The organism is Phenylobacterium sp. (assembly GCF_046463815.1).
Taxonomy (GTDB): Bacteria; Pseudomonadota; Alphaproteobacteria; order Caulobacterales; family Caulobacteraceae; genus Phenylobacterium.
Genome location: NZ_JBKBRO010000003.1, coordinates 68,691 through 91,369 on the forward strand (window position 1 = coordinate 68,691; position 22,679 = coordinate 91,369).

Annotated in this window: 31 protein-coding genes; 5 read left to right on the forward strand and 26 right to left on the reverse strand. The window is 67.9% G+C overall.

Annotated features, from left to right (window positions below):
* Window positions 1–6: 6 nt before the first annotated feature.
* From ACK4TT_RS02530 to ACK4TT_RS02640, 23 genes are all read right to left on the reverse strand, one after another.
* Complete coding sequence (locus tag ACK4TT_RS02530; RefSeq protein ID WP_410212325.1) at window positions 7–249, reverse strand: hypothetical protein; 243 nt, start codon at window positions 247–249, stop codon at window positions 7–9.
* Entirely contained in the window at window positions 246–590 is a 345-nt protein-coding gene (locus tag ACK4TT_RS02535; RefSeq protein ID WP_410212326.1) for a hypothetical protein, read from the reverse strand. The genes ACK4TT_RS02530 and ACK4TT_RS02535 overlap by 4 nt, the downstream gene beginning before the upstream one ends.
* A 16-nt stretch (window positions 591–606) precedes the next feature.
* Window positions 607–2,571 carry a DNA polymerase gene (locus ACK4TT_RS02540; protein WP_410212327.1) on the reverse strand — a complete coding sequence of 655 codons (1,965 nt, stop codon included), beginning with the start codon at window positions 2,569–2,571 and terminating at the stop codon, window positions 607–609.
* A gap of 49 nt (window positions 2,572–2,620) precedes the next feature.
* Window positions 2,621–3,097, reverse strand: a complete 477-nt coding sequence (locus ACK4TT_RS02545) for a dATP/dGTP diphosphohydrolase domain-containing protein (protein WP_410212328.1) — start codon at window positions 3,095–3,097, stop codon at window positions 2,621–2,623.
* Entirely contained in the window at window positions 3,094–3,651 is a 558-nt protein-coding gene (locus ACK4TT_RS02550; RefSeq protein WP_410212329.1) for an AAA family ATPase, read from the reverse strand. Before ACK4TT_RS02550 ends, ACK4TT_RS02545 begins: the two co-directional genes overlap by 4 nt.
* Entirely contained in the window at window positions 3,629–5,332 is a 1,704-nt protein-coding gene (locus ACK4TT_RS02555; protein WP_410212330.1) for a toprim domain-containing protein, read from the reverse strand. The genes ACK4TT_RS02550 and ACK4TT_RS02555 overlap by 23 nt, the downstream gene beginning before the upstream one ends.
* Entirely contained in the window at window positions 5,332–5,817 is a 486-nt protein-coding gene (locus tag ACK4TT_RS02560) for a hypothetical protein (protein WP_410212331.1), read from the reverse strand. Before ACK4TT_RS02560 ends, ACK4TT_RS02555 begins: the two co-directional genes overlap by 1 nt.
* Window positions 5,814–6,026: a hypothetical protein gene (locus ACK4TT_RS02565; RefSeq protein ID WP_410212332.1), complete on the reverse strand. Its 213-nt coding sequence runs from the start codon at window positions 6,024–6,026 to the stop codon at window positions 5,814–5,816. Before ACK4TT_RS02565 ends, ACK4TT_RS02560 begins: the two co-directional genes overlap by 4 nt.
* 13 nt (window positions 6,027–6,039) lie before the next feature.
* Window positions 6,040–6,297: a hypothetical protein gene (locus ACK4TT_RS02570; RefSeq protein WP_410212333.1), complete on the reverse strand. Its 258-nt coding sequence runs from the start codon at window positions 6,295–6,297 to the stop codon at window positions 6,040–6,042.
* Window positions 6,298–6,331: 34 nt separating this feature from the next.
* The gene (locus tag ACK4TT_RS02575; RefSeq protein WP_410212334.1) at window positions 6,332–6,814 is read right to left on the reverse strand and encodes an N-acetylmuramoyl-L-alanine amidase; all 483 of its coding nucleotides are present in this window, start codon (window positions 6,812–6,814) and stop codon (window positions 6,332–6,334) included.
* The gene (locus ACK4TT_RS02580; RefSeq protein ID WP_410212335.1) at window positions 6,811–7,233 is read right to left on the reverse strand and encodes a RusA family crossover junction endodeoxyribonuclease; all 423 of its coding nucleotides are present in this window, start codon (window positions 7,231–7,233) and stop codon (window positions 6,811–6,813) included. Before ACK4TT_RS02580 ends, ACK4TT_RS02575 begins: the two co-directional genes overlap by 4 nt.
* The gene (locus ACK4TT_RS02585; protein WP_410212336.1) at window positions 7,220–7,900 is read right to left on the reverse strand and encodes a hypothetical protein; all 681 of its coding nucleotides are present in this window, start codon (window positions 7,898–7,900) and stop codon (window positions 7,220–7,222) included. The genes ACK4TT_RS02580 and ACK4TT_RS02585 overlap by 14 nt, the downstream gene beginning before the upstream one ends.
* A 29-nt stretch (window positions 7,901–7,929) precedes the next feature.
* A complete protein-coding gene (locus ACK4TT_RS02590) occupies window positions 7,930–8,097 on the reverse strand; it encodes a hypothetical protein (RefSeq protein WP_410212337.1) in 168 nt (55 codons plus the stop codon).
* The gene (locus ACK4TT_RS02595) at window positions 8,097–8,480 is read right to left on the reverse strand and encodes a hypothetical protein (protein WP_410212338.1); all 384 of its coding nucleotides are present in this window, start codon (window positions 8,478–8,480) and stop codon (window positions 8,097–8,099) included. The genes ACK4TT_RS02590 and ACK4TT_RS02595 overlap by 1 nt, the downstream gene beginning before the upstream one ends.
* 33 nt (window positions 8,481–8,513) lie before the next feature.
* Entirely contained in the window at window positions 8,514–8,795 is a 282-nt protein-coding gene (locus ACK4TT_RS02600; RefSeq protein ID WP_410212339.1) for a hypothetical protein, read from the reverse strand.
* Window positions 8,796–8,822: 27 nt separating this feature from the next.
* On the reverse strand, window positions 8,823–9,014 hold the full coding sequence (locus tag ACK4TT_RS02605; protein WP_410212340.1) for a hypothetical protein: 192 nt from the start codon (window positions 9,012–9,014) through the stop codon (window positions 8,823–8,825).
* 83 nt (window positions 9,015–9,097) lie between these two features.
* Window positions 9,098–9,676 carry a Bro-N domain-containing protein gene (locus ACK4TT_RS02610; protein ID WP_410212341.1) on the reverse strand — a complete coding sequence of 193 codons (579 nt, stop codon included), beginning with the start codon at window positions 9,674–9,676 and terminating at the stop codon, window positions 9,098–9,100.
* Between the two features lie 174 nt (window positions 9,677–9,850).
* Window positions 9,851–10,102, reverse strand: a complete 252-nt coding sequence (locus ACK4TT_RS02615) for a DUF6440 family protein (protein ID WP_410212342.1) — start codon at window positions 10,100–10,102, stop codon at window positions 9,851–9,853.
* Between the two features lie 30 nt (window positions 10,103–10,132).
* On the reverse strand, window positions 10,133–12,658 hold the full coding sequence (locus ACK4TT_RS02620; RefSeq protein WP_410212343.1) for a DNA-directed RNA polymerase: 2,526 nt from the start codon (window positions 12,656–12,658) through the stop codon (window positions 10,133–10,135).
* A 175-nt stretch (window positions 12,659–12,833) separates the two neighbouring features.
* Entirely contained in the window at window positions 12,834–13,064 is a 231-nt protein-coding gene (locus ACK4TT_RS02625) for a hypothetical protein (protein WP_410212344.1), read from the reverse strand.
* Window positions 13,065–13,493: 429 nt separating this feature from the next.
* On the reverse strand, window positions 13,494–13,820 hold the full coding sequence (locus ACK4TT_RS02630; RefSeq protein WP_410212345.1) for a hypothetical protein: 327 nt from the start codon (window positions 13,818–13,820) through the stop codon (window positions 13,494–13,496).
* A gap of 155 nt (window positions 13,821–13,975) precedes the next feature.
* On the reverse strand, window positions 13,976–14,197 hold the full coding sequence (locus ACK4TT_RS02635; protein WP_410212346.1) for a hypothetical protein: 222 nt from the start codon (window positions 14,195–14,197) through the stop codon (window positions 13,976–13,978).
* Window positions 14,197–14,451 (reverse strand): hypothetical protein, encoded by a 255-nt coding sequence (locus ACK4TT_RS02640; RefSeq protein ID WP_410212347.1) that lies wholly within the window; start codon window positions 14,449–14,451, stop codon window positions 14,197–14,199. The genes ACK4TT_RS02635 and ACK4TT_RS02640 overlap by 1 nt, the downstream gene beginning before the upstream one ends.
* A gap of 942 nt (window positions 14,452–15,393) precedes the next feature.
* Between ACK4TT_RS02640 and ACK4TT_RS02645 the strand changes: the two genes are divergently transcribed.
* A complete protein-coding gene (locus tag ACK4TT_RS02645; RefSeq protein WP_410212348.1) occupies window positions 15,394–15,801 on the forward strand; it encodes a group II truncated hemoglobin in 408 nt (135 codons plus the stop codon).
* 50 nt (window positions 15,802–15,851) lie between these two features.
* Here ACK4TT_RS02645 and ACK4TT_RS02650 read toward each other — a convergent pair whose 3' ends face one another.
* Entirely contained in the window at window positions 15,852–17,381 is a 1,530-nt protein-coding gene (locus tag ACK4TT_RS02650) for a flavin-containing monooxygenase (RefSeq protein ID WP_409638719.1), read from the reverse strand.
* 201 nt (window positions 17,382–17,582) lie between these two features.
* Between ACK4TT_RS02650 and ACK4TT_RS02655 the strand changes: the two genes are divergently transcribed.
* The 3 genes from ACK4TT_RS02655 to ACK4TT_RS02665 are packed head-to-tail and all read left to right on the forward strand — an operon-like array spanning window position 17,583 to window position 20,129.
* Complete coding sequence (locus tag ACK4TT_RS02655; protein ID WP_410212349.1) at window positions 17,583–17,987, forward strand: DUF4442 domain-containing protein; 405 nt, start codon at window positions 17,583–17,585, stop codon at window positions 17,985–17,987.
* Window positions 17,988–18,014: 27 nt separating this feature from the next.
* On the forward strand, window positions 18,015–18,590 hold the full coding sequence (locus ACK4TT_RS02660; RefSeq protein WP_410212350.1) for a TetR/AcrR family transcriptional regulator: 576 nt from the start codon (window positions 18,015–18,017) through the stop codon (window positions 18,588–18,590).
* Between the two features lie 51 nt (window positions 18,591–18,641).
* The gene (locus ACK4TT_RS02665) at window positions 18,642–20,129 is read left to right on the forward strand and encodes a flavin-containing monooxygenase (RefSeq protein ID WP_409638710.1); all 1,488 of its coding nucleotides are present in this window, start codon (window positions 18,642–18,644) and stop codon (window positions 20,127–20,129) included.
* Between the two features lie 9 nt (window positions 20,130–20,138).
* On the opposite strand, the gene ACK4TT_RS02670 is transcribed toward ACK4TT_RS02665, so the two are convergent.
* On the reverse strand, window positions 20,139–20,369 hold the full coding sequence (locus ACK4TT_RS02670) for a hypothetical protein (RefSeq protein ID WP_409638707.1): 231 nt from the start codon (window positions 20,367–20,369) through the stop codon (window positions 20,139–20,141).
* A gap of 108 nt (window positions 20,370–20,477) precedes the next feature.
* On the opposite strand from ACK4TT_RS02670, the gene ACK4TT_RS02675 reads away from it, so the two are divergent.
* The gene (locus ACK4TT_RS02675; protein WP_410212351.1) at window positions 20,478–21,092 is read left to right on the forward strand and encodes a glutathione S-transferase family protein; all 615 of its coding nucleotides are present in this window, start codon (window positions 20,478–20,480) and stop codon (window positions 21,090–21,092) included.
* Here ACK4TT_RS02675 and ACK4TT_RS02680 read toward each other — a convergent pair.
* Entirely contained in the window at window positions 21,089–22,648 is a 1,560-nt protein-coding gene (locus ACK4TT_RS02680; RefSeq protein ID WP_410212352.1) for a long-chain-fatty-acid--CoA ligase, read from the reverse strand. The genes ACK4TT_RS02675 and ACK4TT_RS02680 overlap by 4 nt on opposite strands.
* Window positions 22,649–22,679 lie beyond the last annotated feature (31 nt).

Sequence of the window (22,679 nt, forward strand, 5' to 3'; positions counted from 1 at the left end):
CAGGGGTTACTCGGGGTCGGGTTCGTCTTTGCGCTTGGCCGCGATGCCAGCGCCGCCGCCGAACAGGATGGCGGCCACCCCGCCGCCGAAGGCGAGCGGGTCGAACGATGCGCGGTGGGCGACTACGTCCCAGCCCGCCAGGAAGATCAGGGCGGCACCGGACAGGATCATGCCCACCCGCACCACGTCGTAGCTCTCGCCGTCGCGCGTGGTGGTGACGTGCTTGAGGATGGTCAGCAGGACGTTCATGCGGGGTCCTTGAGGACGCGCGCACGCCGACCCTGACGAGGCTTCAGGCTGTGGAGCCCGATCTCGTAGAAGTCGGCGATGGCGCGCAGCTCGTCGATGGAGGCGTCGTTCTTGATCCGGTTGGCCCGGCGCGAGACGACGACGATGTTGCCGGGCACGTAGCCCAGCTCGGGGACGATCCGGTCCAGCGAAGGGGACTGATCGCACCCTCCCTTCCGCCCCAGGCGGCGAGCCAGGGGGATGCCCAGGACCGGGCAGTGAGAGGGGACGACGATGTCCTCGACGGTGATGGTGCAGGGAACCCCGGCCCGCTTGGCGCGGGACCGGGCGTTCGACAGCATCATCCGCCGAGGGTCGTCAGTGGGAGTCGGCCCACGAGTGGCCGATCTGGTACGCTCCCGCGAGCGGGCACTTGAGCCCGAAGGCTTCACCCGCACGCGCGATGGACCACGCCGCGATCTGACCGGCGGTGTCAGCGTGCTGCTCTTGGACTTCCTTCTGGAACTCGTCGTGGACGTTGGCCACGAACGCGAACTCCCGGCCGTGCTGCCAGCCGCGCTCAAGGAACGCGCGGTAGCAGAGGACCAGGGCCTTCTTCATCACGATGGCGCCGCCACCCTGGAGCAGGGTGTTCAGCGCCGAGTGCTGCGAGCGGACGTGTAGGAGGCGACCGTCGAGGCCCTTGAGGTAGCCCCGCTTGGCCTTCTCCTTCACGAGCGCCTGGAGCTTCCCGAGGGCGGGCAGGCCTTCCTCGATCCGCCTGCGGGCCTTCATGCCCAGGCGGGCGATGGCCTTGTCGCGGGCGTCACCGGCCGGGTAGCGGGCGTAGAACGCCGCCTTCCGGTCAGCGTCCATGTCGTCCAGCACGATCGTGCCGAGCTTGTAGTTCCCGGCCCCGTACAGGTAGGCGTAGATGAAGGTCTTGGCGTTGTCCCGGCTGTTCAGGCCGACGACCCGGCGGTTCACCGAGTGAACGTCGGTGCCGTCCTCCTTCTTGCCGTTGACGACCGCGTTCGCGTACTCGCCGCCGTCGAACCGGGCCATGTAGTGGCCCAGCATCCGCAGCTCCAAACCCTCGGCGTCGCAGCCGACGAGCAGGAAACCGGGCGGGACGATGAAGCAGCTGCGGCACTCGAAGCCCCAGCCGCCCGCGTAGCTCACGAGGATGGAGCCATCCTCCGCCAGCTTCACCTTCGGCACCTGGGCGACGTTCGGGTTGGCGTGGGTCATGCGACCCGTCACCGCCCCGTTCGTGTTGACGGAGCCGTGGATGCGCCCGTCGTCGCGGACCTTCTTGAGCCAGGCCTGCTCACCAGTGGCGACCTGGCCGAGCCGCTTCTCGATGGTGAGGTACTCGACGAGGAGCTGCGCCTCGGGCGCGTCGATCCCGGCCAGGGTGGTTTCGTCCACCTTCGGCTTGCCGGTGTCCGTGAACTCCACGGGCCGCCAGCCGAACAGCTTAATCATCCGGTCGGCGATGTGGTCGCGGGACGCCGGGTTGAAGACGACCTGGGTGACCTTCGTCAGCGCGCAGCCAGCGACGTAGCCCTGCTTGCTGTTGTCGCGCTTGGGGACCAGCACCTTGTGCTGACCCTTCTCGCGCTCGGGGACCCACCAGGGCCGGAAGGTCTGCCGCAGGAGGTCTTCCAGCTCGGCCTTCCGCACCTGCAGCTCGATCATCAGCTGCTCGGCGCGGTCGCGGTCAAAGAGGAAGCCGTGTTCCTCTTGCAGGAAGATGATCTGGGCGACCTCGTTCTCTAGGTCGAGGCACTCCTGCGAGTAGTTCTTGGCGTCGATCCGGTCGAACAGCGCCGCCGTGACCACGGGGTCTTGGTCGGCGTACTCGTCCATCGCCGGGGTGAAGGCGTCCCACGGCCCCTTGAACTCGCCCTTCAGGACGCCGAGGCGCGCCCCCCAAGCCTCCAGCTTGTGGGTGCCCTTGAGGCCCGACTTCACGAACCACTCAGGCCGCTTGCCCTTCCGCAGGGCGCGCTCGTCGATGTCCCAGATGTTGGTCCAGATGACCCGCGCCTCGACCATGGAGTCGCGGACCTTCTGGTCGGGCCGTGGGTTGAACCCGTACAGCTCCCGCAGGACCGGGTTGTCGAACCGGATGATGTTGTGACCGCCGATGCACTCGGCTTCCTCCAGCATCCGCACCCCATCCTCGATGGGGCCGTGCCGGTGGCAGGGGGAGCCGTCGTCGTAGTGGCCCCGGTTGAACCGGAAGCGTTCGCCCGTCGCCCGGTTCAGGATGTTCAGGCAGTGGACGCGCGTCAGCTCGCCCCGGAGACCATCGGTCTCCAGGTCGTAGACAAGCATATGGTCTCCTGGGGAAACGAAAGGGCGGGCTCGATGGCCCGCCCCTTGGTCAGCTGATGGGTTTGGTGAGGGACCGGATCAGGTCTCCGGTCGGGGCCTTCGGCGGCCGGTCGTCGTGCAGGGTGCTGCACGTCTGCGCGTCCATCAGGATGCACACGCAGGCTGCGACGTGAGCCAGGTGCGACACGCCGCTCTCGGGGTCCGTGTCCTCGCCGTCCACCCACTGCAGCAGGTGCCGCATGGCGGCGTTGACGTAGGTCGAGGACGACACCGGATCGACCCGCCAGTTGGCCGGGCCGTACTTCTGCGCGCCGAGCCGGAAGCTCTCCGCGATCTGCACCAGGGCGGTGCCGGGGACGAGGCCGATGGGCGGCTTCGCCATCCCGTAGCGGGTCTTCGGGTTGGTGTCGGGCGCGCCGTCAGCGGGCGGCAGGAGCTTCAGCCGGGTCGTTGAGGGGACCGGCGTGCCGTCCGCCTCCAGGGCGGTGTGCAGGTCGGGGAACAGGGACAGCTGCACCTCGCTCATTGGGTCACCCCCAGGTGCCCGAGGATCAGCTGGCCAGCGCGCTCGTCGCCCTTCACGCGGACGATCCGGCGGCAGAACTCCGAGGCCACCGCCATCAGCCGGTCGTCCAGCTTGCGGGCCTCGGCCTCCGTCTCGTTGCGTCCGTAGGTCTGGTACGGCTTCACGCGCTCCACCCAGTAGTTGAGGTTGTCGAAGTGGCTCCAGGCTTCCTTGACCACGCCGATGAAGGCTGAGGTCCGCCACGCCGGGCGGGCGTAGGCGATGCCGATGGGGAGCGGGCTGTCGGTGATGGCGTAGTCCACCTGGCCCACCAGGGCGTCGAGGCGGCGGTGCTGCTCGGCCAGGATCAGGAGCTGGTTGCCGAGGCGCATGAAGTCGGCCTCGTAGGTCAGCTCCTTGGCGAACTCGCGGACCAGCTCGACGCGCAGGCCCTTGGCCTTCATGGCGGCGAACAGGGCGGCGGCGGTCGTGGACTTACCAGCGCCCGGCCCCGCCCAGAGGTTGATGACCTTCAGGCGGGGCGACTTGGGGTTAGATGTCGGTGTGGGTCTCATCCTCGAAAGCGGGGCTGTCCTCGTCCTCGCTCGGGATCGGCACCTCGACCATGCGGCCGGTCTCCGGGTCGAACCGGAGCGCCAGCAGCGGGCCGACTGCCTCGCCGAACTCGCGGTCCTTGAGGCCGCGGACGAGGGTGGGTTCGTCTGGGTTCTGCTTGTTGCGCTCCAGGCCGATCATGGCGTGGCTCCACCGGGCGAGAGCGCGGGACCCGGTGAAGTGCTTCTCCAGCACCCGGCCACCTTCCTCGTGGGCGGTGCCCTGCGGGGTGGTGAGGTGGGAGATGTAGTAGAGCGTGAAGTCGTGGGTCTCCACGAGACCGGACAGGTCCGCCATGATGGCGTCCAGCGCCCGGCGTTCGTCCTCCTCGTTCGCCACCAGTGCGGTGAGCGGGTCGAGGAACACGTCGCGGATGCCCAGGCCTTGCACGAGGTAGCGGATGTGCGCGGCGATGGAGCCGTAGTCCTTCGCCCCGAACGTGTCGGCCGGGAAGAACAGGCCGTCGAAGCTGTCGATGGCAGCCTCGACCTCGGCCGGATCGTAGGGCACGTCGGGCTTGTTCAGCCGCTTCCCGATGGCCATCCCCGCCAGCGACCGGAGGGTCTTGGCCGGGTTCTCCTCGAAGAAGATCGTGCCGACCGGACGGGGTGCCGGGATCTGGATCGGCTGGCCCAGGTGATCGACGAGACCGCTGTGGTCCTCCATCAGATCAGGCCGCATCGCGGCGAGCATGATCTGCTTGAAGGTCGTGGTCTTGCCCGAGCCGACGCCCGCGCCGAAGCCGTAGATGTACCGGCGCTGGATGCCGTAGGTCCGCTGCGTCATGGTCCGCCAGGGCCACGGCAGGCCCCACCGGGCGGGCTCCAGGGCCTTGGCCTTGAGGTCCGCCACGGAGCGGATGCCGTCAGGTCGGTAGGCCTTGGCGTCCCAGATGGCGCGGGCCAGCTCCTTGGAGCGGTTGGCCTTGACCATCTCGTTGGCGTCCTTGAGCGGGAGCTGGGCGACCTTCAGCTTGCCGGGCGGCAGCAGGATCGCGCACTCCTCGACGGCCTTGCGGCCGGGCTCGTCCATGTCGAAGCAGAGGACGACGGTCTCGAAGCGAGCGAGCCAGCCGGTGTGCTTGGCCAGGTCCCGCTTCGCGCCGCCCGCGCCGTTCGGCACGGACACCACGGGCCAGGTCCCGCCGAGCGCCTGGAAGGCCGACAGCGCGTCGATCTCCCCCTCGGTGACGACCAGCATCTTGCCGCCGTCGCGCCAGAGGTGCTGCCCGAACAGGCCCGCCTGCTTGGGCGAGCCGACCCAGGTGAAGGACTTCTCGCCGTCGCGCTTGAAGCGGACCTTCTGGGCGACCGGCCGCCCGCTCTCGTCGCAGTAGTTGGCGAGGTGGGCCTTGCCGCCCTTGTACTCGCCGACCCGGTAGTTGAACTTCTCGCAGGTTTCGCGCGTGAGGTTGCGCTGGGGGATCGCGGTGATCTCCCCACTCAGCAGGTCCATGCGTTTCTGGTTCTGGTTGGGGCGCGGGGGCGGATCGTCGTCGCCCCTGTCGCCGCGTTCGTAGTGTCCGCAGCCCGGCGTGAAGCAGTAGGCGTGGCCGTCCGAGTAGCGGGCGAGGTTGTCCCTCGACCCGCACTCAGGGCACGGCTCCTTGCGGACGAGGTGCGTCTCGTCCGTGTCGTGCATCAGAAGGCTGCGGCGGCTCCGGCCAGGGCTCGGCCCAGGCTGCGCTCGAAGCGCGGGATCAGGTCCTTCATGACCCGCCGGGCAAACACCTCAGGGGCGTCGCGCAGCTCGGCCATCGTCTGGCTGGTCACCGCCCACTGGATCGTGGAGGCCTTCGGGCGGATCGACAGGCGGTAGACCACGAGGTCCCGGTCCAGCATCCGCTCGGAGTTGAACTCCAGCTCCAGCGCCTGATCGAGCGGCAGGCCGTACTTCAGGGAGTTGGCGCGGGCCGTCAGCACGGCGTCGGCCAGCACCTGAAGGCGGGCGTTCTGGCGTTCGAGGTCTTCGGCATCAGCGCGAGCCCGCATCTCGGCACGCTCGGCGTCCTCCAGCTGCTCGATCAGTCGCTCGTTGGCGGCGACCTGGGCATGCAGGCTGGCAGCCGGGACGTAGCCCAGGCGGTCGGCCAGCCAGCCGACGAGGCGGTCGAAGGGCGACCTCATCGCTTCGCCCTCCGGGTCACCGTCCAGGCCGGGACCTTGCGGTAGCCCAGGCGGGGGTTGCTGATGGCCGCGCCAGCCATGTCGAGCGGCGAGCCGACCTCGCAGAGAACCTCGCCGTTGACGGCGTGGGCACGGAAGGCGCGCTCGAAGGCGAGGCGCATGGTCGTGGGTAGGCGCAGCAGGGCGCGCCCTTGGTTGTCACGCAGCATGTCGGGGGTCTCCTCAGGCAGCCTGGGCCTGATCGGCGGGGACGAGGCGGTACTCGGCGAAGGGGTTGCCCCTCACGTCCACGCGCGGGACGGTGATGATGGTCTTCCCCTCGGGGACGAGGTGCTTCTGCTTGTTGCGGAGCGCGAAGATCGCGCCCGGCAGCCAGAAGTAGCCGTAGGCCTGGTGGGCGGTGGCGGCGGTGATCCGGCCCAGCACCTTCAGGTGTTCGATGACGAGCCGAGGCTTCGACCACTTCGGGTCGTATTTCATCTGGGTCTCTCCACTCTCTGGGATTATGCAGGGATCAGGGACGGAGCTTCAGCTCGCCGGTCGCGAACCAGTGGCCCGCCTCGAAGGTCGGGCAGTCCTTGACCCATTCGCCGGGGGCGACCTTGCCGTCGCCGTTCCGGTCGGGACTGAGGTCCCGGTGGCCGCAGACCTTGGCGGTCGGGTACTTGGCGGTCAGCTCGTTCAGCAGCTTCCGCAGGCTGGCGAACTGCTCGTCCGTGAAGTTGCACTCGGCGGTCATGTTGGGCTTCACGCCGCCCACCATGCAGATGCCGATGCTGTGGCTGTTGTGGCCCTGGACGTGAGCGCCGGGCTCGGTCTCGGGTCGGCCCTTCTCGATCACGCCGTTGCGGCGGATCACGTAGTGGTAGCCGATGTCTCGCCAGCCCTGGCGGCGGTGCATCGTCCTGATCTCCGCAGCGCCGATGTCCCGGTTCGCCGGGGTCGCGCTGCAGTGGACGACAAGGTACTTGATGGTCTTCATCGGGATGATCTTCACGGAGCCTCGTGGGTGATCGTCACCGCGATCCCCGGCACCTCGTCTGCATTAGCCCAGGCTTTTTCCACGGTGAGGCAGACGACTTGCTTGTCGTCCATCCACCAGCGTTCGCTCTGGGTGATCGCGTCGAGGACAGCCTTGGCGTAGTTGTCCACGTCGGGTGCAGGGTGGGTGAGCTTGGTGGTCTTCGGCCGGGCGACCAGCACCTGGAGGGTGACGGTGCAGGGTCCCAGCAGGGGAGCCGAGGGGATGTCGTTGACCCCTCGCACGCACTCCACCGCGCGATCCTTCCAGACCTCGTACTCCTTCGGCATGTAGGCCGAGGCGAACTTGCCCCGCACCACGAAGCGCGGGCGCGGGGCAGGCATCGGATCGAGCGGGATGAAGAACGTGTGGGTGGTGGCCTTAGAGGTCGTCATCCTCGTCGGCCGCCGAACCGCCAGCGGCGTCGTCGTCGCTGGTGTTGGCGTCGAACTCGGCGTCGTCGATCTCGTCGCCGTCCTCAGCCTGGAAGCCGTAGGACTCGAAGGACCGGCTGCCGCCGCTCACGAGGCTGATGATCTGGACAGCCTTCAGCCGCAGCGTGACGCCGACCTCCTTGGAGGACTCGATGACGTACGGCTTGAGCGCCACGCCCAGCTTCAGGACCGAGCCGCCGCCGATGCGGGGCGGGTTCTTCAGCTGCTTGCCCGAGGCCGAGAAGTAGTTCGGCTTCTGGGTCCACTTCGTGCCGTCTTCGCGGGTGCCCGAGGCGGACATCTTCGCCTTGATGTAGACGCGGCCGGTCTCATCGCCGGTCTCCTTGTCCAGCTCGGGCTTCAGGATGTCGGCCTTCTTCAGCTGCTTGGCCGCAGCGCCCTTACCTTCGCCCTTCAGCTCGGCGACCTTGGCGTCGAAGAAGGTGTCGCGCTCCTGCTCGATGCGCTTGACCATGGCCTGGACGGCCGGGTCGTCGGCGCTCTCGAAGGTGAGCTTCACCTCGTAGACGCCCTCCTTGTTGTACTTGGTGTCGGGCTCGTTGAGCTTCGGGTAGACCGCGATCCCCTTCGCGGTGACGATCTCGGGCAGCTTCTTGTTCTTGCTCATGCGGTTGTCTGGGTTAATGCAGGTTTCGGTCAGCGGTTGTTGAGGATCAGCTCGATGTCACCCTCCAGGCGGTCGAGGTCGTAGCCCTCGGCGGCGAGGGCCATCTCGATGTCGGTGGGGACGAGCCCGTTGTTCTGCTCGAAGGCCTCGACGGCTCGGGCGAGCAGCGCCCTGATGGCGGGGGTCGAGATCGCCATTACCCGACGATCTCCTTCACCAGTCCGCCGATGGTGGCGCGGATGCTGTGGGCCGGGCGGACGCCGACGAAGCGGACGACGGCGCCGACGCCGTCAGCCAGGAGGCGAGTGCCGAGCGTCAGCAGCTCGGCAGCCAGGTTCACCACGAACAGCGGGGCGATGGCCACGATGGCGGTCGAGTAGACCGCGAGGCGGCCGGTGGCGATGAGCCGCTGCGCGGCCCGGAAGTCGTAGTCGAAGACCGTCTTGGCGTAGACCACGGGGCGGCGCAGGAAGCGGTCGCTCTCTGCAGTGCGCGGCGTCTCGCCGTAGATGAACGTGGTCGTGATGGTCCGCTGGTAGCCGTACTCGTCGATGCGGACGGCGGGCACGATGATCTTCATGCGGGTGGTTCTCTGGGCTAATGCAGGTTTCGGTTAGCGCCGCAGCAGCTCACCGCGCACGTAGTCGCGGAGCGCCTGGACGTGGATGGTGAAGGGGCCTTCGGCCGAGGCGACCATGCGCTTGGCGCGCTCGATCTCCTCGTGCGGGTCCAGGCCCAGCGCCTGGGTGGCCACGACGGCGGCCAGCATCAGGGCTCGGTACTGGGCGGCAGGCTCGATGTCCTGCATGCGGTGGGCCAGCCGGAAGGCGGGCTCGCGCAGCTCAGCCACGGTCGAGGCGTGGCGGATGCGGTCTTGCAGGGTGTGAAGCTGCATCGGGTGCGGGCCTCCGAGGGTGCGGGGTTATTGGCGGGTGTCGGTCTCGGGCTCGCTCATCTCGTCGAGCAGCGCCGCCTGGACCATCACGGTCACGAACAGGCTCTTGGCGAAGACCGGGTTGAAGGCGAACGCCAGCTGCTCCGGGGTGCCAGCCACCTTCACTTCGAGGCGGCCATCTTCGGTCGGGCGCAGGGCGACTTGCGGCATCAGGTTCATGGTTCTCTCCAGGTTCAGGGGTGATCGGGACGCACGTCCCCGAGGGTGCGGGATAATCGACACCCTCTGGGGTAATGCAGGTTTTAGGCGGCGAGCTTGCGGCCCGCAGCCCAGGCACGGGCGGCCGACACCGGGTACGTGTTCACGTCGCCGTAGTCGGTCTCCTCGGTTCCCATGGGGATGCCGTTGTTCATGCAGTAGGTGGTCAGCTTCCTGCCCAACTCAGGGGCGCCGATGCCGGTCACAACCTTGGAGCGGATCAGCTGGCGGGCCGTGAGCATCCGCTGGTCGTCACGCTGCTGCTGCATCTGACGGCGGAACTCATCCAGCGCCACCACCACCCGGTCGGCCAGCTCGCGCTGGGCGGCGGCGAGCTGCTGGATGGCGACGGCGAGGTCGGCCGGGAGGGGCATCTCGGTGCGCCCGTGGTCGGCCAGCTGGTAGCCGCCGGTCTTACGGATGGATGGGAGGACTTCGCGCGTGACCCAGTCTTGGAAGACCAGCGCCTCCTTCTTGTCCGACCTCATCACCAGCTTGTAGAGGCCGCTCTCGGACAGGATGCGGAGCCGCCCGGCGGTGCCGGTGAACAGGAGTGAGGAGCTAACTCCGTCAGACAGAGTTTGCTCGCGCCGCACGGTGCGGACCTCGTCGTCCTTGAACACGCCCCCCGATCTTGGTGGTGTGGTCAGCGTTGAGGCCGAGCGCGCGGCACACGTCAGCCGCCACGAACCACGGCTCCCCGTGAATCAGCGCCGTGCGGATGGGCTGGCCAGTGGGAGCGGTGAAGGTCAGGACGTTCTGGTTCATTCGAGCCTCTGGGGTAATGCAGGTTTCGCTTAGCGGCAGATCGGCAGGCCGTTGGCGTCCAGGCGCGGGGTCATGCCGCCCGCTTCGAGGTTGCCGTCAGCGAACAGGAGGTACTGGCAGCCGGTCTGCGGGTCCCGCCAAGTCTCCACGTCGTCCACGTCGGAGTAGCTCTCGACGGCGGGTGGGGTCCCAGCCTGGGCGGCGGGCACCGGGCCGCAGCCAGCGAGGATGATCGGCAGGAGGATCAGGACGATGAACATGGGGAGGAACGGGTTCTGCATGGGTCTCCTTTCTCTGGGCTAATGCAGGTATCAGGCAAACATGTACTCGGCGAACTCCAGCTGCCCCAGGTCCAGGGGACCGAGGCGCGGGAGCGGCGGTAGCTTCACGACCAGCTCGTCCGGCAGCTGGGCGACCAGCTCGTCACGGAAGCGGGCCAGGACGTTCGGCGTGTACTGCTCGATGAAGGTGCGCCGCAGCTCCCTGGACAGGAGCCCGGCGTTGGCGGCGTGGGTGCCGAAGGAGTCGTGGATCAGGGCCATGTGGGTCACCCCCAGGTCGGCCATCCGGTTGACGACCGCCATCAGGTGGGCGGCGTCGAGCGAGTGGACGAAGTTGGGCGCGATGCCGTTGGCCTGACCCCGCTTGTCGATCTCCTCGGTGTCGATGGACAGGGTCACGGTGAGCCGCTTCCCCTTGCAGTAGACATCGACCCGCTTGGCGTTGACCGAGCGGTACGCCTGGAGAACCGGGAAGCCCATGGGCGTGGTCCACCAGATCGGCAGGCCGTACTCAGCGGCGACCTTGGCGGCCGTCCGCAGCCACTCCATGGCGGCCGAGGCGGCGTTCACGGTCTCGCTGATGACCTGCCACAGGACGTGCGACAGCCAGATCGCAGCCCGGTAGTTGTCCGCCCCTTCGAGGTGGGGCGGCTTACCAGCCTCCGCGTTCTCCATGTCGAGTTCGCGGAGGGTCTGCACGATCATGCCCTGCATCCCGAACCGGGTGGCCGAGTAGCAGAACGTCATGCACGGACGCTTGGCGATCTTCCGGGTGACCTTGCCGCCCACCCACGGGTTCGGGAAGGACACCTTCTCGCCGCCCACCTCGATCTCGATGATCGGCGTGGCGTCGGCGATCTCCTGGGCGCGCTTGGCGACCCGAGCGTAGATGTCCTGGGGCGCGCCGCACGGCAGCAGGTTCACCGCCTCGGCACCGATGGGGTCCCGAAGCATGGCGCTGAAGTGCTGCAGCCCCGAGTTCGACCCGTCCAGGGCGACCGGGATGTGGCTGACGTAGTCCACCCCCTCGCGCACGTAGCCGTCCCACTCGAAGCAGGCGGCCAGGGCGCAGTACGGGCTGTCGGCCGTGGCCCAGAACCGCTCCCCGTCGAGCGGGTTGCGGGCGCTGTCGAGGATCAGGTCCATGTGCTGCTCGACCCAGGCCAGCCGGTCGGCGAAGGACACCTTGTCCACGCCGAACAGGTTAGCCAGGTGGATGGCCAGCCACATCGGACCTTCCTCCCCGAGGGGCACGCCCTCGGAGAACTCCAGCAGGGCCTTGGCGCTGTCCTCCCCCTGCGGGTGGGGGCCGCCGGTCGGGATCGGGTAGATGCGACCCCGGAAGTCCAGCTCGTGCGGGAAGTAGATGGCTTCCTCGTCGGCGAACTTGGCGGCGATCCACAGGCGCTGGCTCATGGCCAGCCGCCGGGACAGCGTCTGGGCGTTCTTCTGGTGGACCGCTGCGGCCTCGGCCTTCCACTCCTTGGCGGCGGTCTCGTTGGTCTCGAAGTCCACCGGCTTGGGCGGGAGGGGCAGATCGTCCCGGCGAGGCAGCCCGCCGAGCGAGCCGCCGCCGTCCCAGACCTGGGTCATCACGTCGAGGACCCGGCGGTTGATCCGCCACGCCGTGTTCTGGACGTTGTTCACGGCCCGGTAGACGGGCTCCATGTCAACGTGACGCAGCTCCTCGTGGTAGCGCCAGTTCCACTGCTTCGCGAGGCGCAGGCCCGGCCGTTTGGTCAGGTAGCCGCCCCAGAAGGGCGACCGCCAGCGGCGGGGGCGGACCACCATGGGGAGGTGGACCGGCTCCAGCACCTCGCAGCGGGCGTGCTGGCGCTCCAGCCAGACCCGTGCGGTCTCAGTCGGACGCACGACGTACGCCTCGCCTCGGGCGTTCTGCTGGAGGTCCAGCACGAACAGCCCGGTGGCGTCGCAGAACAGCTCGATGGCCTTCATCCCGGCGTGCAGCCGGTCGGTCAGGGAGAAGTCGAGCTTCGCGCCCTCGTTCTCCATGATCTTGCGGACGGCCTTCCGCTTCTTGCCCGAGTAGCCGCTCCGCTGCTGGGACTTGAGGAGGCCCTTGAAGCCTTCCTTGTTGGCGTCCTTCAGGCGCAGCATCTCGGCGTGGTCGATGATGGCGTCCGCCACTTGGAAGGCGGTGGCCTGGGCCGACAGCTGCACGGCGGCCGAGGACACGACCACCCGACCGATCAGGTAGGCCACCTCCTCGGGGCGGCCGAGGCCCAGGATCTTGGCGGCAGCGGGGCGACGGCCAGCGCCGCCGTGGGCCACCCGCTGGATGAACTCGTGGAGCGCCGAGGCCACAGGCTCGATGGTCAGCTTCAGGAGCTGGCGGCCCGGCGGGAGGTCAGCCTCGTCCTCGACCCCGGCGGTGTCGGTGCGCCAGGGCAGCGGACGTTGGCGGCGGTAGCGTTCGACGCCGAGCGCCCGAGCCTCCGCTTCGAGGTCGAGCTGGCGGCCGATGCGATCACGCAGGGTGTTCAGGGGCTCTCTCCAAAACGAAAGAGCCCCCGGCGCTGGGCCGAGGGCTCTCAAGGTTTCATGGCGTGTGTCCTCAGGGGGAACCTGAGGTGGGTGGCCTTCGGCCCCCCGAGGGTGCGGGATAATTACCCGGCCTGGGACCGGCGCTGATAGCTACGCCACAGCCAGTCGTAGTAGCGGCGGTGCAGCCAGCGCCCGGCTCGGACGAAGGCGGTCAGGGTCAGGGCACCTACGACCCACCATCCGACAAGGCGGCCGACGTTCTCGGCGAACTGGTCGGGGAACACTGCTTCAACTCCTCCTGCAAAGCGATGATCCGCTCGGAGGCATCATCCACAGTGGCGAGGTGGCCATCAAGAACCACCTGGCGGTCGGCGTCCTGGGTGCCCGCTCGTTCCTCCCGCAGGAAGTCACGAAGGAAGTCGAGGTTTGCGAGTACGAGATCGTGAGGCTGGTCCATGGGCCTCCTTACCATGGGCGAGGGGCTGGCAGTGCCATCGACGGTGGCACCCCTCGTGTCACCCCCGTCAGGCACGGTTACCTCCTTGTTCTGCAAGCGTTTTGAGGGCGTGCCAAGTGTGCCAACTGAGGGGGCCTAGAGGGGTGACAAAGTTGGCACCCCTCTCGGAAACGGCCATAAGTCCTTGTCATTCCTGAAGAACGATGGCCCCGTCACCGCCATCCTGCTTCGCTCTACGAGCTTCGCAGGACTAGCACCAACCTTGCAGTCGAAGCAGGATGCCCTTCGTAGCTTCAGCGAAGAAGGGCTGCTGAATGCATTACGTGTACCTCTTGGAGAGCGTCGCCGCGCCAGAGAGGAGATACGTCGGCCTGACGACCGACTTTCGCTGCGCCTTTTTGGCTCGGGAGGGATTGAGGCAGGCAGGGTTCAGTCATCAGGGTGGTACGGGCCACCTGCTCTTTCCCAGTTCTGGTAGGTTATCTCACCGATGGCGTTGAGTTGGGTCTTTAACCGCTCAACGGTGTAAACGACGTAGGCGATCAGCCCACCTAGCCCAAAGCCCAAGGACTGAGCCCACGCCGGTGCGTCGCTCAGCGGAAACCACAGGCCAAAGACCAGGAACCCCGGAACAATCAGCCAGCGCAGGGCGGCAGATCGGAGTTTGGCCGCTCGCTTGTCGTTCTGTTCCTCACGCTTGAGCTTAGCCCGAACCTTGGCCAACTCAGCAGCTAGCCGCTCTTCTTCCTCAGTCATCGCCACCCCCACTGAACCTGAGCGGCAGGCTAACATGTTCGCTGCGCCGAGCGCTCCTGGCGCACCGAGATACAGAGGGGATGGGGTGGCGCGCGTCGCTGCGCCGCCCTCTCTCTCCTTATAGGCGGCGCAGCGACAACGGCGCAGCGGAGCGGCTACAGCCGCTCGTCTAGGAAGTCATCCAGCAGGGGAAATCGCCCAACGGCCACGGCCACGGCGCACCACCATTCCCATTGGCCGAAGGCTCGCGGCACGTAGCTCATCAACCAGGGCATCTGGAAAGCCAACGCCAGGAAGGCCGTGAAGACCGCGACGAACGCCCAGAAGTAGGCCAAGCGGGCCAAGGCGATCACGGCGAGCCTCGCAGGCGCGGGCATCAACTGCCCTTCACGAAAAGCGCGATCACCGCCACCACCAACGACAGGATGCTCGCGCCCAGCGCCCATCTCGCGAGCCCGTTCTGACGCCGCTTCAACTCAGCATCGCCAGCAATCCAGTCAGTGGTTCCGGGCTTCCAGCCAGCGATGAACTTATGCAGGTCGCTATCGCTCAGCCGCCGCAGCGTGGCTGGTGACTTGTTAGGCAACTGTTGGAGGCGGACCGTGCCGCGCTTGTCCCAAGGCGCGCGCATGTCAGGCCCGCCCACTGCTCGACGTGTGGTAGCCGAAGCTGAACAGGGCGTCCTTTGGCTCAGGCAGCGTGTCGTGGATCTTCCTGAACACCGCCTCAAGGTCTTCGAGCACCCTTGCCGCGAACTCAGGCCCCCTGATCTTCTTTTCCCAGGGGGTCGTGGGCTCTTCCCTCAGTTGGCGTTCAAAGTCGGGGTCGTCATACGGCACAAGCTTGGGTTTGGGCTTCTATGTCAGGGAACGGCCGTGCGCCAGGACGTTCCTCAGCTTAGTCAGCTCATCCAGCGTCTGGAGGGGCCGCTCGCCCCTGCCGCCAAGGTCGACCCTGAACGTGAGACTTAGGTGTCTCAGCTTAGCCATCGGCGACAAGGCACGCTCAAGGTCATCCCAATTCTCAAGCCGCGCGTCGCCCACGTGGTTCATGTATGCCTCGAACGCAAATGCGCTCAGCGTCAGGCAGCTCAGGAATGCCCATGCCGACCCTTTGCGGTCAGCTTGGCCCTTCTCGAACATGACATTGGCTGCGTGCCAAAGCTCCGCGTAGGTATTTACCTCACGCTCATGCTCAACCACGGCGTAGCCGCGACCATCAACCATATCGTGAAGCTAGCGACTTCGCCAGTGCGCCGCTAGTTCGGCAGTACAGCCCGACTATCTCAACTTGCCACGTGCCCTGGCGCTGCCTCAGGCACCTGTAGCGCACGGCGTCAGCGGCGTGGTCAGCGCCCGAACTGTCCACGTCCTCAACCCGCTTCACGTCGCGGACTAGGTAGGGGACGGTTGACTAGAAATACTCGCAACCCCGGCTGACGTAGAGGCCCGGCTTTGTCCGGCCTGCCGGCGTCGGACAGCAGGCGGCGCATGATGTTCCAGCCTCTCCATCGAATCCCGGGCCTTGATCGCGATCAAGCGGCGCCGTCGCGCGCGGCCTTAGACCTCGGCGCATGAGCGAAGCGTCCCAGGCGAAACCCCGCGTTCCCACCCCTTACGAAGCCCTGGGCGGGGAGGCGGGGCTCCGGCGCCTCGTGGACGCCTTCTACGACGCCATGGAGAGCGATCCCGCCTTCGCGGAGCTGCGGCGCATCCACGCCCCTGACCTCGCGCCCATGCGCGTCCGGCTGACGGATTTCCTGTCGGGCTGGGTGGGCGGGCCTGCGGTCTATGCCGCGCGCCATCCGGGGCGGCCCTGCGTGATGTCGGCCCATGCGGACTTTCCGATCGGCCAGGCCGAGGCCGAGCAGTGGGCCGCCTGCATGCGCAAGGCCATGGGCGTCGCCGACGTGCCGCCCGCCTGGATCCGGCCCCTGGACGAGGCCTTCTCCCGCATGTGCAAGGCGATGCGGAACGCATAGGGGCCCTCCTTCCGGAAGGGCCCCGCGTCATCTTCGGACCTGGTGGGCGGTCAGGCCGGCTCGGGCGCCTTGGCCTTCACGCCGCCGTAGACGAAGGCCGCGTCGTCCAAGTCGATCTTCGGCAGCTCGTCCTTCTCGGCCCAGTAGTCCTGGCTGTGCTGCCACTCGGGCTTGTCGCCGCGCTTGGGCAGCAGGTGCATGCCGCGCATCAGGTAGCCGGGATTGAAGTTCTCCGGGTCGATCCACGAGGACAGCTTCATGTCCCTGTCCTCGGGACGCAGGGCGACCTCGACCTTCTTCGCCCCCTTCTGGTCCATGTGGTTCAGCAGGCGGCAGACGAAGTCGGCGACCAGGTCGGCCCGGAGCGTCCAGCTCGCCCGGAAGTAGCCGAACACCCAGACCATGTTGGGCACGCCGGTGAACATCATCCCGCGGTAGGTCACCGTGTCGGCGAAGTTCAGCGGCTTGCCGTCGACGACGAAGTTGATGTCGCCCAGGACGTTCAGGTTGAAGCCCGTGGCCGTGATGACGATGTCCGCCTCCAGTTCCTGGCCGGACTTCAGCAGGATGCCCTTCTCGGTGAAGCGTTCGATCTCGTCGGTGACCACCGAGGCCTTGCCCTGGTTCACCGCCTGGAAGATGTCGCCGTCGGGCACGAAGGCGATCCGCTGGCGCCAGGGGCGGTAGGTGGGGGTGAAGTGCTTGGCCGTGATCTCGGGCCCCACGAAGGCGCTGACGCCGGCGAGCAGCTCCTGCTTCACGGCCTCGGGCTCCTCGAAGGAGCGGCGGGTGAACATGTCCTGGTCGTGCAGGATCTTCCGGCGGACGATCTCGTGGATCCAGCTCTCGTCGATCTTCAGCTCGCGCAGGATGTCGGCCAGCTCGTTGGCGTTGCGGCCGGGGATGAAATAGGTCGGCGAGCGCTGCAGCAGGGTCACGTGGCCGCAGTCGTCGGCGATGTTCGGCAGCAGGGTCGCGGCGGTCGCGCCCGAACCGATGATGACGACCTTCTTGTCCTTGAGCTGGATGTCCTCTGGCCATGTCTGCGGGTGGACGATCTGGCCCTTGAAGTCCTTCATGCCCGGCCAGTCGGGGGTGTAGCCCTGGGACTGGCGGTAGTAGCCTTGGCACATCCACAGGAAGTTGGCCGTGAAGGCCACCGCCTCGCCGGTGTCCAGGCGCTCGGCCTCGATGGTCCACAGGTTGTCGCGGCTGGACCAGGTGGCGGTGGTGATCCGGTGCCGGTAGCGGATGTGGGGCGAAAGGTCGTTCTCCTCGATCACCTCGCCCATGTAGCTGAGGATCTCCTCGGCGGTGGCGATCGGCGGGCCGACCCAGGGCTTGAAGCGGTAGCCGAAGGTGTAGAGGTCGCTGTCCGACCGGATGCCAGGATACTTGTGGGTCAGCCAGGTGCCGCCGAAGCTTTCCAGCGCCTCCAGCACCACGAAGCTCTTGCCGGGGCACTGCTGTTTCAGGTGGTAGGCGCCGCCCACCCCCGAGATGCCGGCGCCCACGATGAGGACGTCGAAGTGTTCGACCTTGGCGGCCGCGGGGCGGGGCAGGGTGGAGGTGTCGTTCATGGGCCTTCCGTCGTTTCCCTTCGGTCCGGGCTCGTGGGAGGCCCGGTTGCTGGAGTCGCCGGGAGCATCACCGCTCCCGCTCGGCGCCTATTTGATCCAGATCAACGGTAACTAATCAATGATAACGTTTGCGCCGCCGCTTGCATGAAGGCTGCGCCTGCCGCATGTATCCATCGGATACATGCAAGAGAGGAGGCGCCCATGAGCGCGCTCGATTCCGTTCCCTACGCGGCCCACACCGGCGTCGAGGTGGTCGAGGTGAAGCCCGGCGAGGCCCGCGCCCGCCTTGACCAGCGCCAGGAGGTCTTGAACCACATCGGCAGCATGCACGCCGGCGCCCTGTTCACCCTGGGCGAGGCCGCCTCGGGCGGGGCCATGGTGGGAACCTTCGCCGACCAGCTTGGCCAGATCCGGCCTGTCGCCTCGGAGGCGTCCATCCGCTACACGCGGCTGGCCCGGGGCCTGCTCACCGCTACCGCCCGCTGCGCCGAGTCGCCGGAGGCTCTGCGCGCCCGGCTCGACGCGGACGGCAAGGTGGCCTTCGACGTGGCTGTGGATATCCAGGACGCCGAGGGCCGGTCGGTGGCCGGCATGTCGGTTGCCTAGCACGTCCGGCGCACCTAATCCGGGGGCGTGGAGCCGAAGACGTCCTACCATCATGGAGACCTGGCGCGGGCGGCAGTGGACGCCGCCTTCGGCCTCGTCCGCGCCGGCGGGCCCGAGGCGGTCTCCATGCGCGAGGTGGCCGGGAAGGTCGGCGTGGCCCACCGCGCGCTCTACCGGCCCTTTGGCGACCGCGAGGGCCTGCTGAACGCCGTCGCCGCCCGGGGCTACGACCTGCTGGCGGATCGCCTGGCGGCCGCCGTGGAGGCGGACGATCCGCGCCGCGCCTTCGTGGCGGCCTACGCGCGCTTCGCCCTGGAGGAGCCTGGCCTCTACGCCCTGGTGATGGGCCGCGACCGCCGGCAGATCGCCGCTGCGCCGGCGCTGAAGGCGGCGTCGGACCGGGTGATCCAGCTCAGCCTGCGCGGCCTCGCGCCCGGCCTGCGCGGCGCCGAAGCGCGCGACGCGGTCATCGCGGTCTGGTCGCTGCTGCACGGGGCCCTGGCGCTCTACCGTTCGGGACTGATCCGGGCGGCCGACGCCGACCAGCTCGCCGACTACCTCGTCCGTCTCACCGAGGGGCGGCCTTTTTCGGCTGGTACCTGAACGCCGTTCAGCTATCTTCCCCGCCCTGGGACTCTGGGGATGGAAACAAGAATGGCTGTCGAACACTTCGACGTGGTGATCGTGGGGGCCGGGCTCTCGGGGATCGGCGCGGGCTACCACCTGAAGACCGAAGCGCCCGACCGCAGCTATGTGATCCTGGAAGGCCGCGACGCCTCGGGCGGCACCTGGGATCTGTTCCGCTATCCCGGAATCCGTTCCGACAGCGACATGTACACCCTGGGCTACGCCTTCAAGCCGTGGCGCGAGGCCAAGGCCATCGCCGACGGCCCATCGATCCTGAAGTACGTGCGCGAAACCGCCGCCGAGTATGGCATCGACCGCCATATCCGCTTCCGCCACCTCGTGAAGAGGGCGTCGTGGTCCACCGAGGCGGCGGCCTGGACGGTCGAGGCCGAGCATGACGGCAAGACCGTCCGCTTCACCTGCAGCTTCCTGTTCCTGTGCGGCGGCTACTATTCGTACAACGGCGGCTACACGCCGGACTATCCGGGCCGCGAGCGCTTCAAGGGCGCCTTCGTCCATCCGCAACAGTGGCCGGAAGGGCTCGACTACCGGGGCAAGAAGGTGGTCGTCATCGGCTCCGGCGCCACGGCGGTCACCCTGGTGCCGGAGATGGCCAAGGACGCCGCCCACGTCACCATGCTCCAGCGCTCGCCGACCTACGTCGTCTCGCGCCCGGCCGAGGACAGGTTCGCCAACTGGCTGCGCAAGGTGCTGCCGGGCAAGCTCGCCTACGACATCGTCCGTTGGCGCAACGTCCTGTTCGGCATGTACTTCTTCAAGATGGCCCGGGAGAAGCCCGCGGCGGTCAAGGCGCGGATCCTGAAGATGGTCCGCGAGGAGCTCGGCCCCGACTACGACGTCGAGACCCATTTCACGCCCAGCTATAATCCCTGGGACCAGCGCCTCTGCCTGGTGCCGGACTCCGACATGTTCAAGATGATCAGGTCCGGCCGCGCGTCGGTGGTCACCGACCACATCGAGACGTTCACGGAGAAGGGGATCAGGCTGAAGTCCGGCCAGGAGCTGGAGGCCGACGTGATCGTCTCGGCCACCGGCCTCGTCCTCGAGGTCTGGAACGGCGTGGAGCTCACCGTCGACGGCCGCAAGGTCGATGCGTCCCAGACGCTCTCCTACAAGGGGATGATGTACGAGGGCGTACCGAACCTCGCCTCGGCCTTCGGCTACACCAACGCCTCCTGGACCCTGAAGTGCGACCTGACGTGCGAATACGTCAGCCGCGTGCTGAACCACATGAGGAAGACCGGCCAGCGCCAGGTCACGCCGGTCAACGACGACCCGACCGTGAGGCACGAGCCGTGGCTGGATTTCTCGTCGGGCTACGTCCAGCGGGCCATGGCCAAGTTCCCCAAGCAGGGGAACAAGCCGCCGTGGCGCCTCTATCAGAACTACGCCATGGACCTGATGAGCCTGCGCTACGCCAAGCTTGAGGACGGCGTCCTGCGGTTCAGCAATCCGGCGTCGGCCGCCAAGGAGCAGCCCCGCCTGGCGGCCTGAGGGTGTCCGTCAGTGGGCGTGGCAGTCCGCCAGCGGGCGGTCCGGCCGGGGCAGGGGGGCCTCCGCGCCGCCCGCGCCGCCCCGGGGCCAGCGCGAGGTGACGAAGTGGTCCTCGTCCGGCGGCAGGTCCCGGCCCGGGCGCGGTTTCGTCCGGCTCAGCTTGGTCTTCAGGCGGGTGAGGAAATCGTCGAGGCTCTCGCCCGAGCCCGTCAGATCGGGTCTGAAACTGCGCTCGTTCATACCGGCGTTATACGCCGATCGGACCGATGATTCTAGCCCGCGCCAATGCTTAATTTCGAGTTAAGTCAACAAGCGCCCTTGTGGATAAGGCGAAATAAGGGGGGTGACATGAAATTGTACACGTCCGTGGGGCCGAACCCGCGCGTGGTGAAGATGTTTCTGGCCGAGAAGGGCCTGGAGGTGGAGCGCGTCGAGGTGGACCTGCGCGGCGGCGAGAACCGCCGCGAGCCCTACCTGAAGGTCAATCCGGCCGGTCAGACGCCGGCCCTGGAGCTGGACGACGGCGCCAGGGTCACCGAGATCACCGCCATCTGCGAATATCTCGAGGAGGTGCAGCCCGAGCCCTCGCTGATCGGCCGGACGCCGCAGGAGCGGGCCCAGACCCGCATGTGGGTCCGCCGTCTGGACCTGAAGATCTGCGAGCCCATGGCCAACGGTTTCCGGTTCGGCGAGGGCCTGCCGATGTTCGAGAGCCGCATGCGCTGCCTGCCGGCCGCCGCGCCCGGCCTGAAGGCCATCGCCCGCGATGGGCTGGAATGGCTGGAAGGCCAGTTCCAGGGCCCGTGGATCGCCGGTGAACGCTTCACCCTGGCCGACGTGCTGCTGTTCTGCTTCCTCGACTTCGGCGCCGTGGTGGGGCAGCCGCTGGACCCGGCGTTCGGCAAGCTCACCGACTGGTTCGCCCGGGTGAAGGCACGGCCCAGCGCCGCCGCGTCGACCTAACCCACGTTGCGGCCAAGCCCCTCCCAGTAGGGCTTGCGAAGCTCGCGCCGCAGCACCTTGCCCGAGGGGTTGCGGGGCAGGGCCTCGATGAAGTCCACCGACTTCGGCGCCTTGTAGCCGGCGATCCGCTGGCGGGCCCAGGCGATGATCGCCGCCGGGTCCGGCGCCTCGCCCGGCGCGGGCACGACCACGGCCTTCACGGCCTCGCCCCATTTGTCGTCGGGCACGCCGATCACGGCGGCGTCGGCCACGCCCGGGCAGCCCAGGATCGCGTTCTCCACCTCGGCCGGATAGACGTTTTCGCCGCCGGTGACGATCATGTCCTTCACCCGGTCGTGGACGAAGAAGAAGCCGTCGTCGTCCATGTAGCCGGCGTCGCCGGTGCGCAGCCAGCCGTCGGGGCGGATGGTCTCGGCGGTGGCCTCGGGCCGGTTCCAGTAGCCCGCCATGACGATCGGGCCGCGGATCTCGATCTCGCCGATCCGGCCCGCCGGCAGCGCATTTCCGGTCTCGTCGGCGACCCGCACCTCCAGGGTCGGCCAGGCCCGGCCGCACGAGCGCAGCAGCTCGCCCCGGTGCTCGGCGGGCGCCAGGGTCGTCCCGGCGCCGGTGGTCTCGGTCATGCCGTAGAACTGGATGAAGCCACAGCCGAACCGCTCGGTCGCGGCCTTCAGCACCGCCTCTGAAATGGGCGAGGCGCCGTAGCAGACGGTCTTCAGGCTGGAGAAGTCCGTGTCGGCGATCTGCGGCGTCTGCAGCAGGACGTTGATCATCACCGGCGCCATGAAGACGTGGTTGACGCCGGCCGCGCCGATGGTCTCCAGCACGCGCGGCGGGTCGAACTCGGCCATCAGCACAAGGCGCGCGCCGGACGCGAGCCCCGAGAAGCTGATGTTGGTCCCGGCCACGTGGAACAGCGGCATCAGGATCAGGACCGTGTCCTCGGCCGCGTAGGCGAAGCCCTCCACCTCGTGCCGCAGCGCCAGGAACGCGGCGTAGTTGCGGTGCGTCAGCCGCACGCCCTTGGGCAGGCCCGTGGTTCCCGAGGTGTAGAGCTGCAGGACGTCGTCTTCCAGCGCGGGTCGGGAGAGGGCGGGGGCGGGCGCGGCGTCGCGCAGGGCGGCGTAGTCCTCGAACCCCTCGTGGGCGGCGCCCACGCCGACCAGGCGGATCGGCCGGTCCACCTGCGCGGCCACGGCCAGGGCGCACTCGAAGAATTCGGGCGAGACGAAGAACACGTCCGCGCCGGAGTCCCGCAGGATGAAGGCGATCTCGGGCGGCGCCAGGCGCGAGTTGATCGGCGCGAGGCAGGCGCGGGCCTTGGCCGTCCCGAAGAAGATCTCGTACCAGGCCTCGGACGAGCGGCCGAGCCACGCCACCCGGTCGCCGGGCTTCACCCCGGCCTGCTGCAACAGGCCCGCGACGCCGTCCGACCGGCGCTCCAGCTCGGCGTAGGTGAGGCGGCGCCCCTCGAACTCGACCGCCACGTGGTCGCCGCGCGCCGCGGCGTGGACCGACGGGATGTCGGTCAGAAGCTTGATGGGATCCTCGCGCATGGCCCCTCGGCGTTTCCGTTGCCTGCGGCGG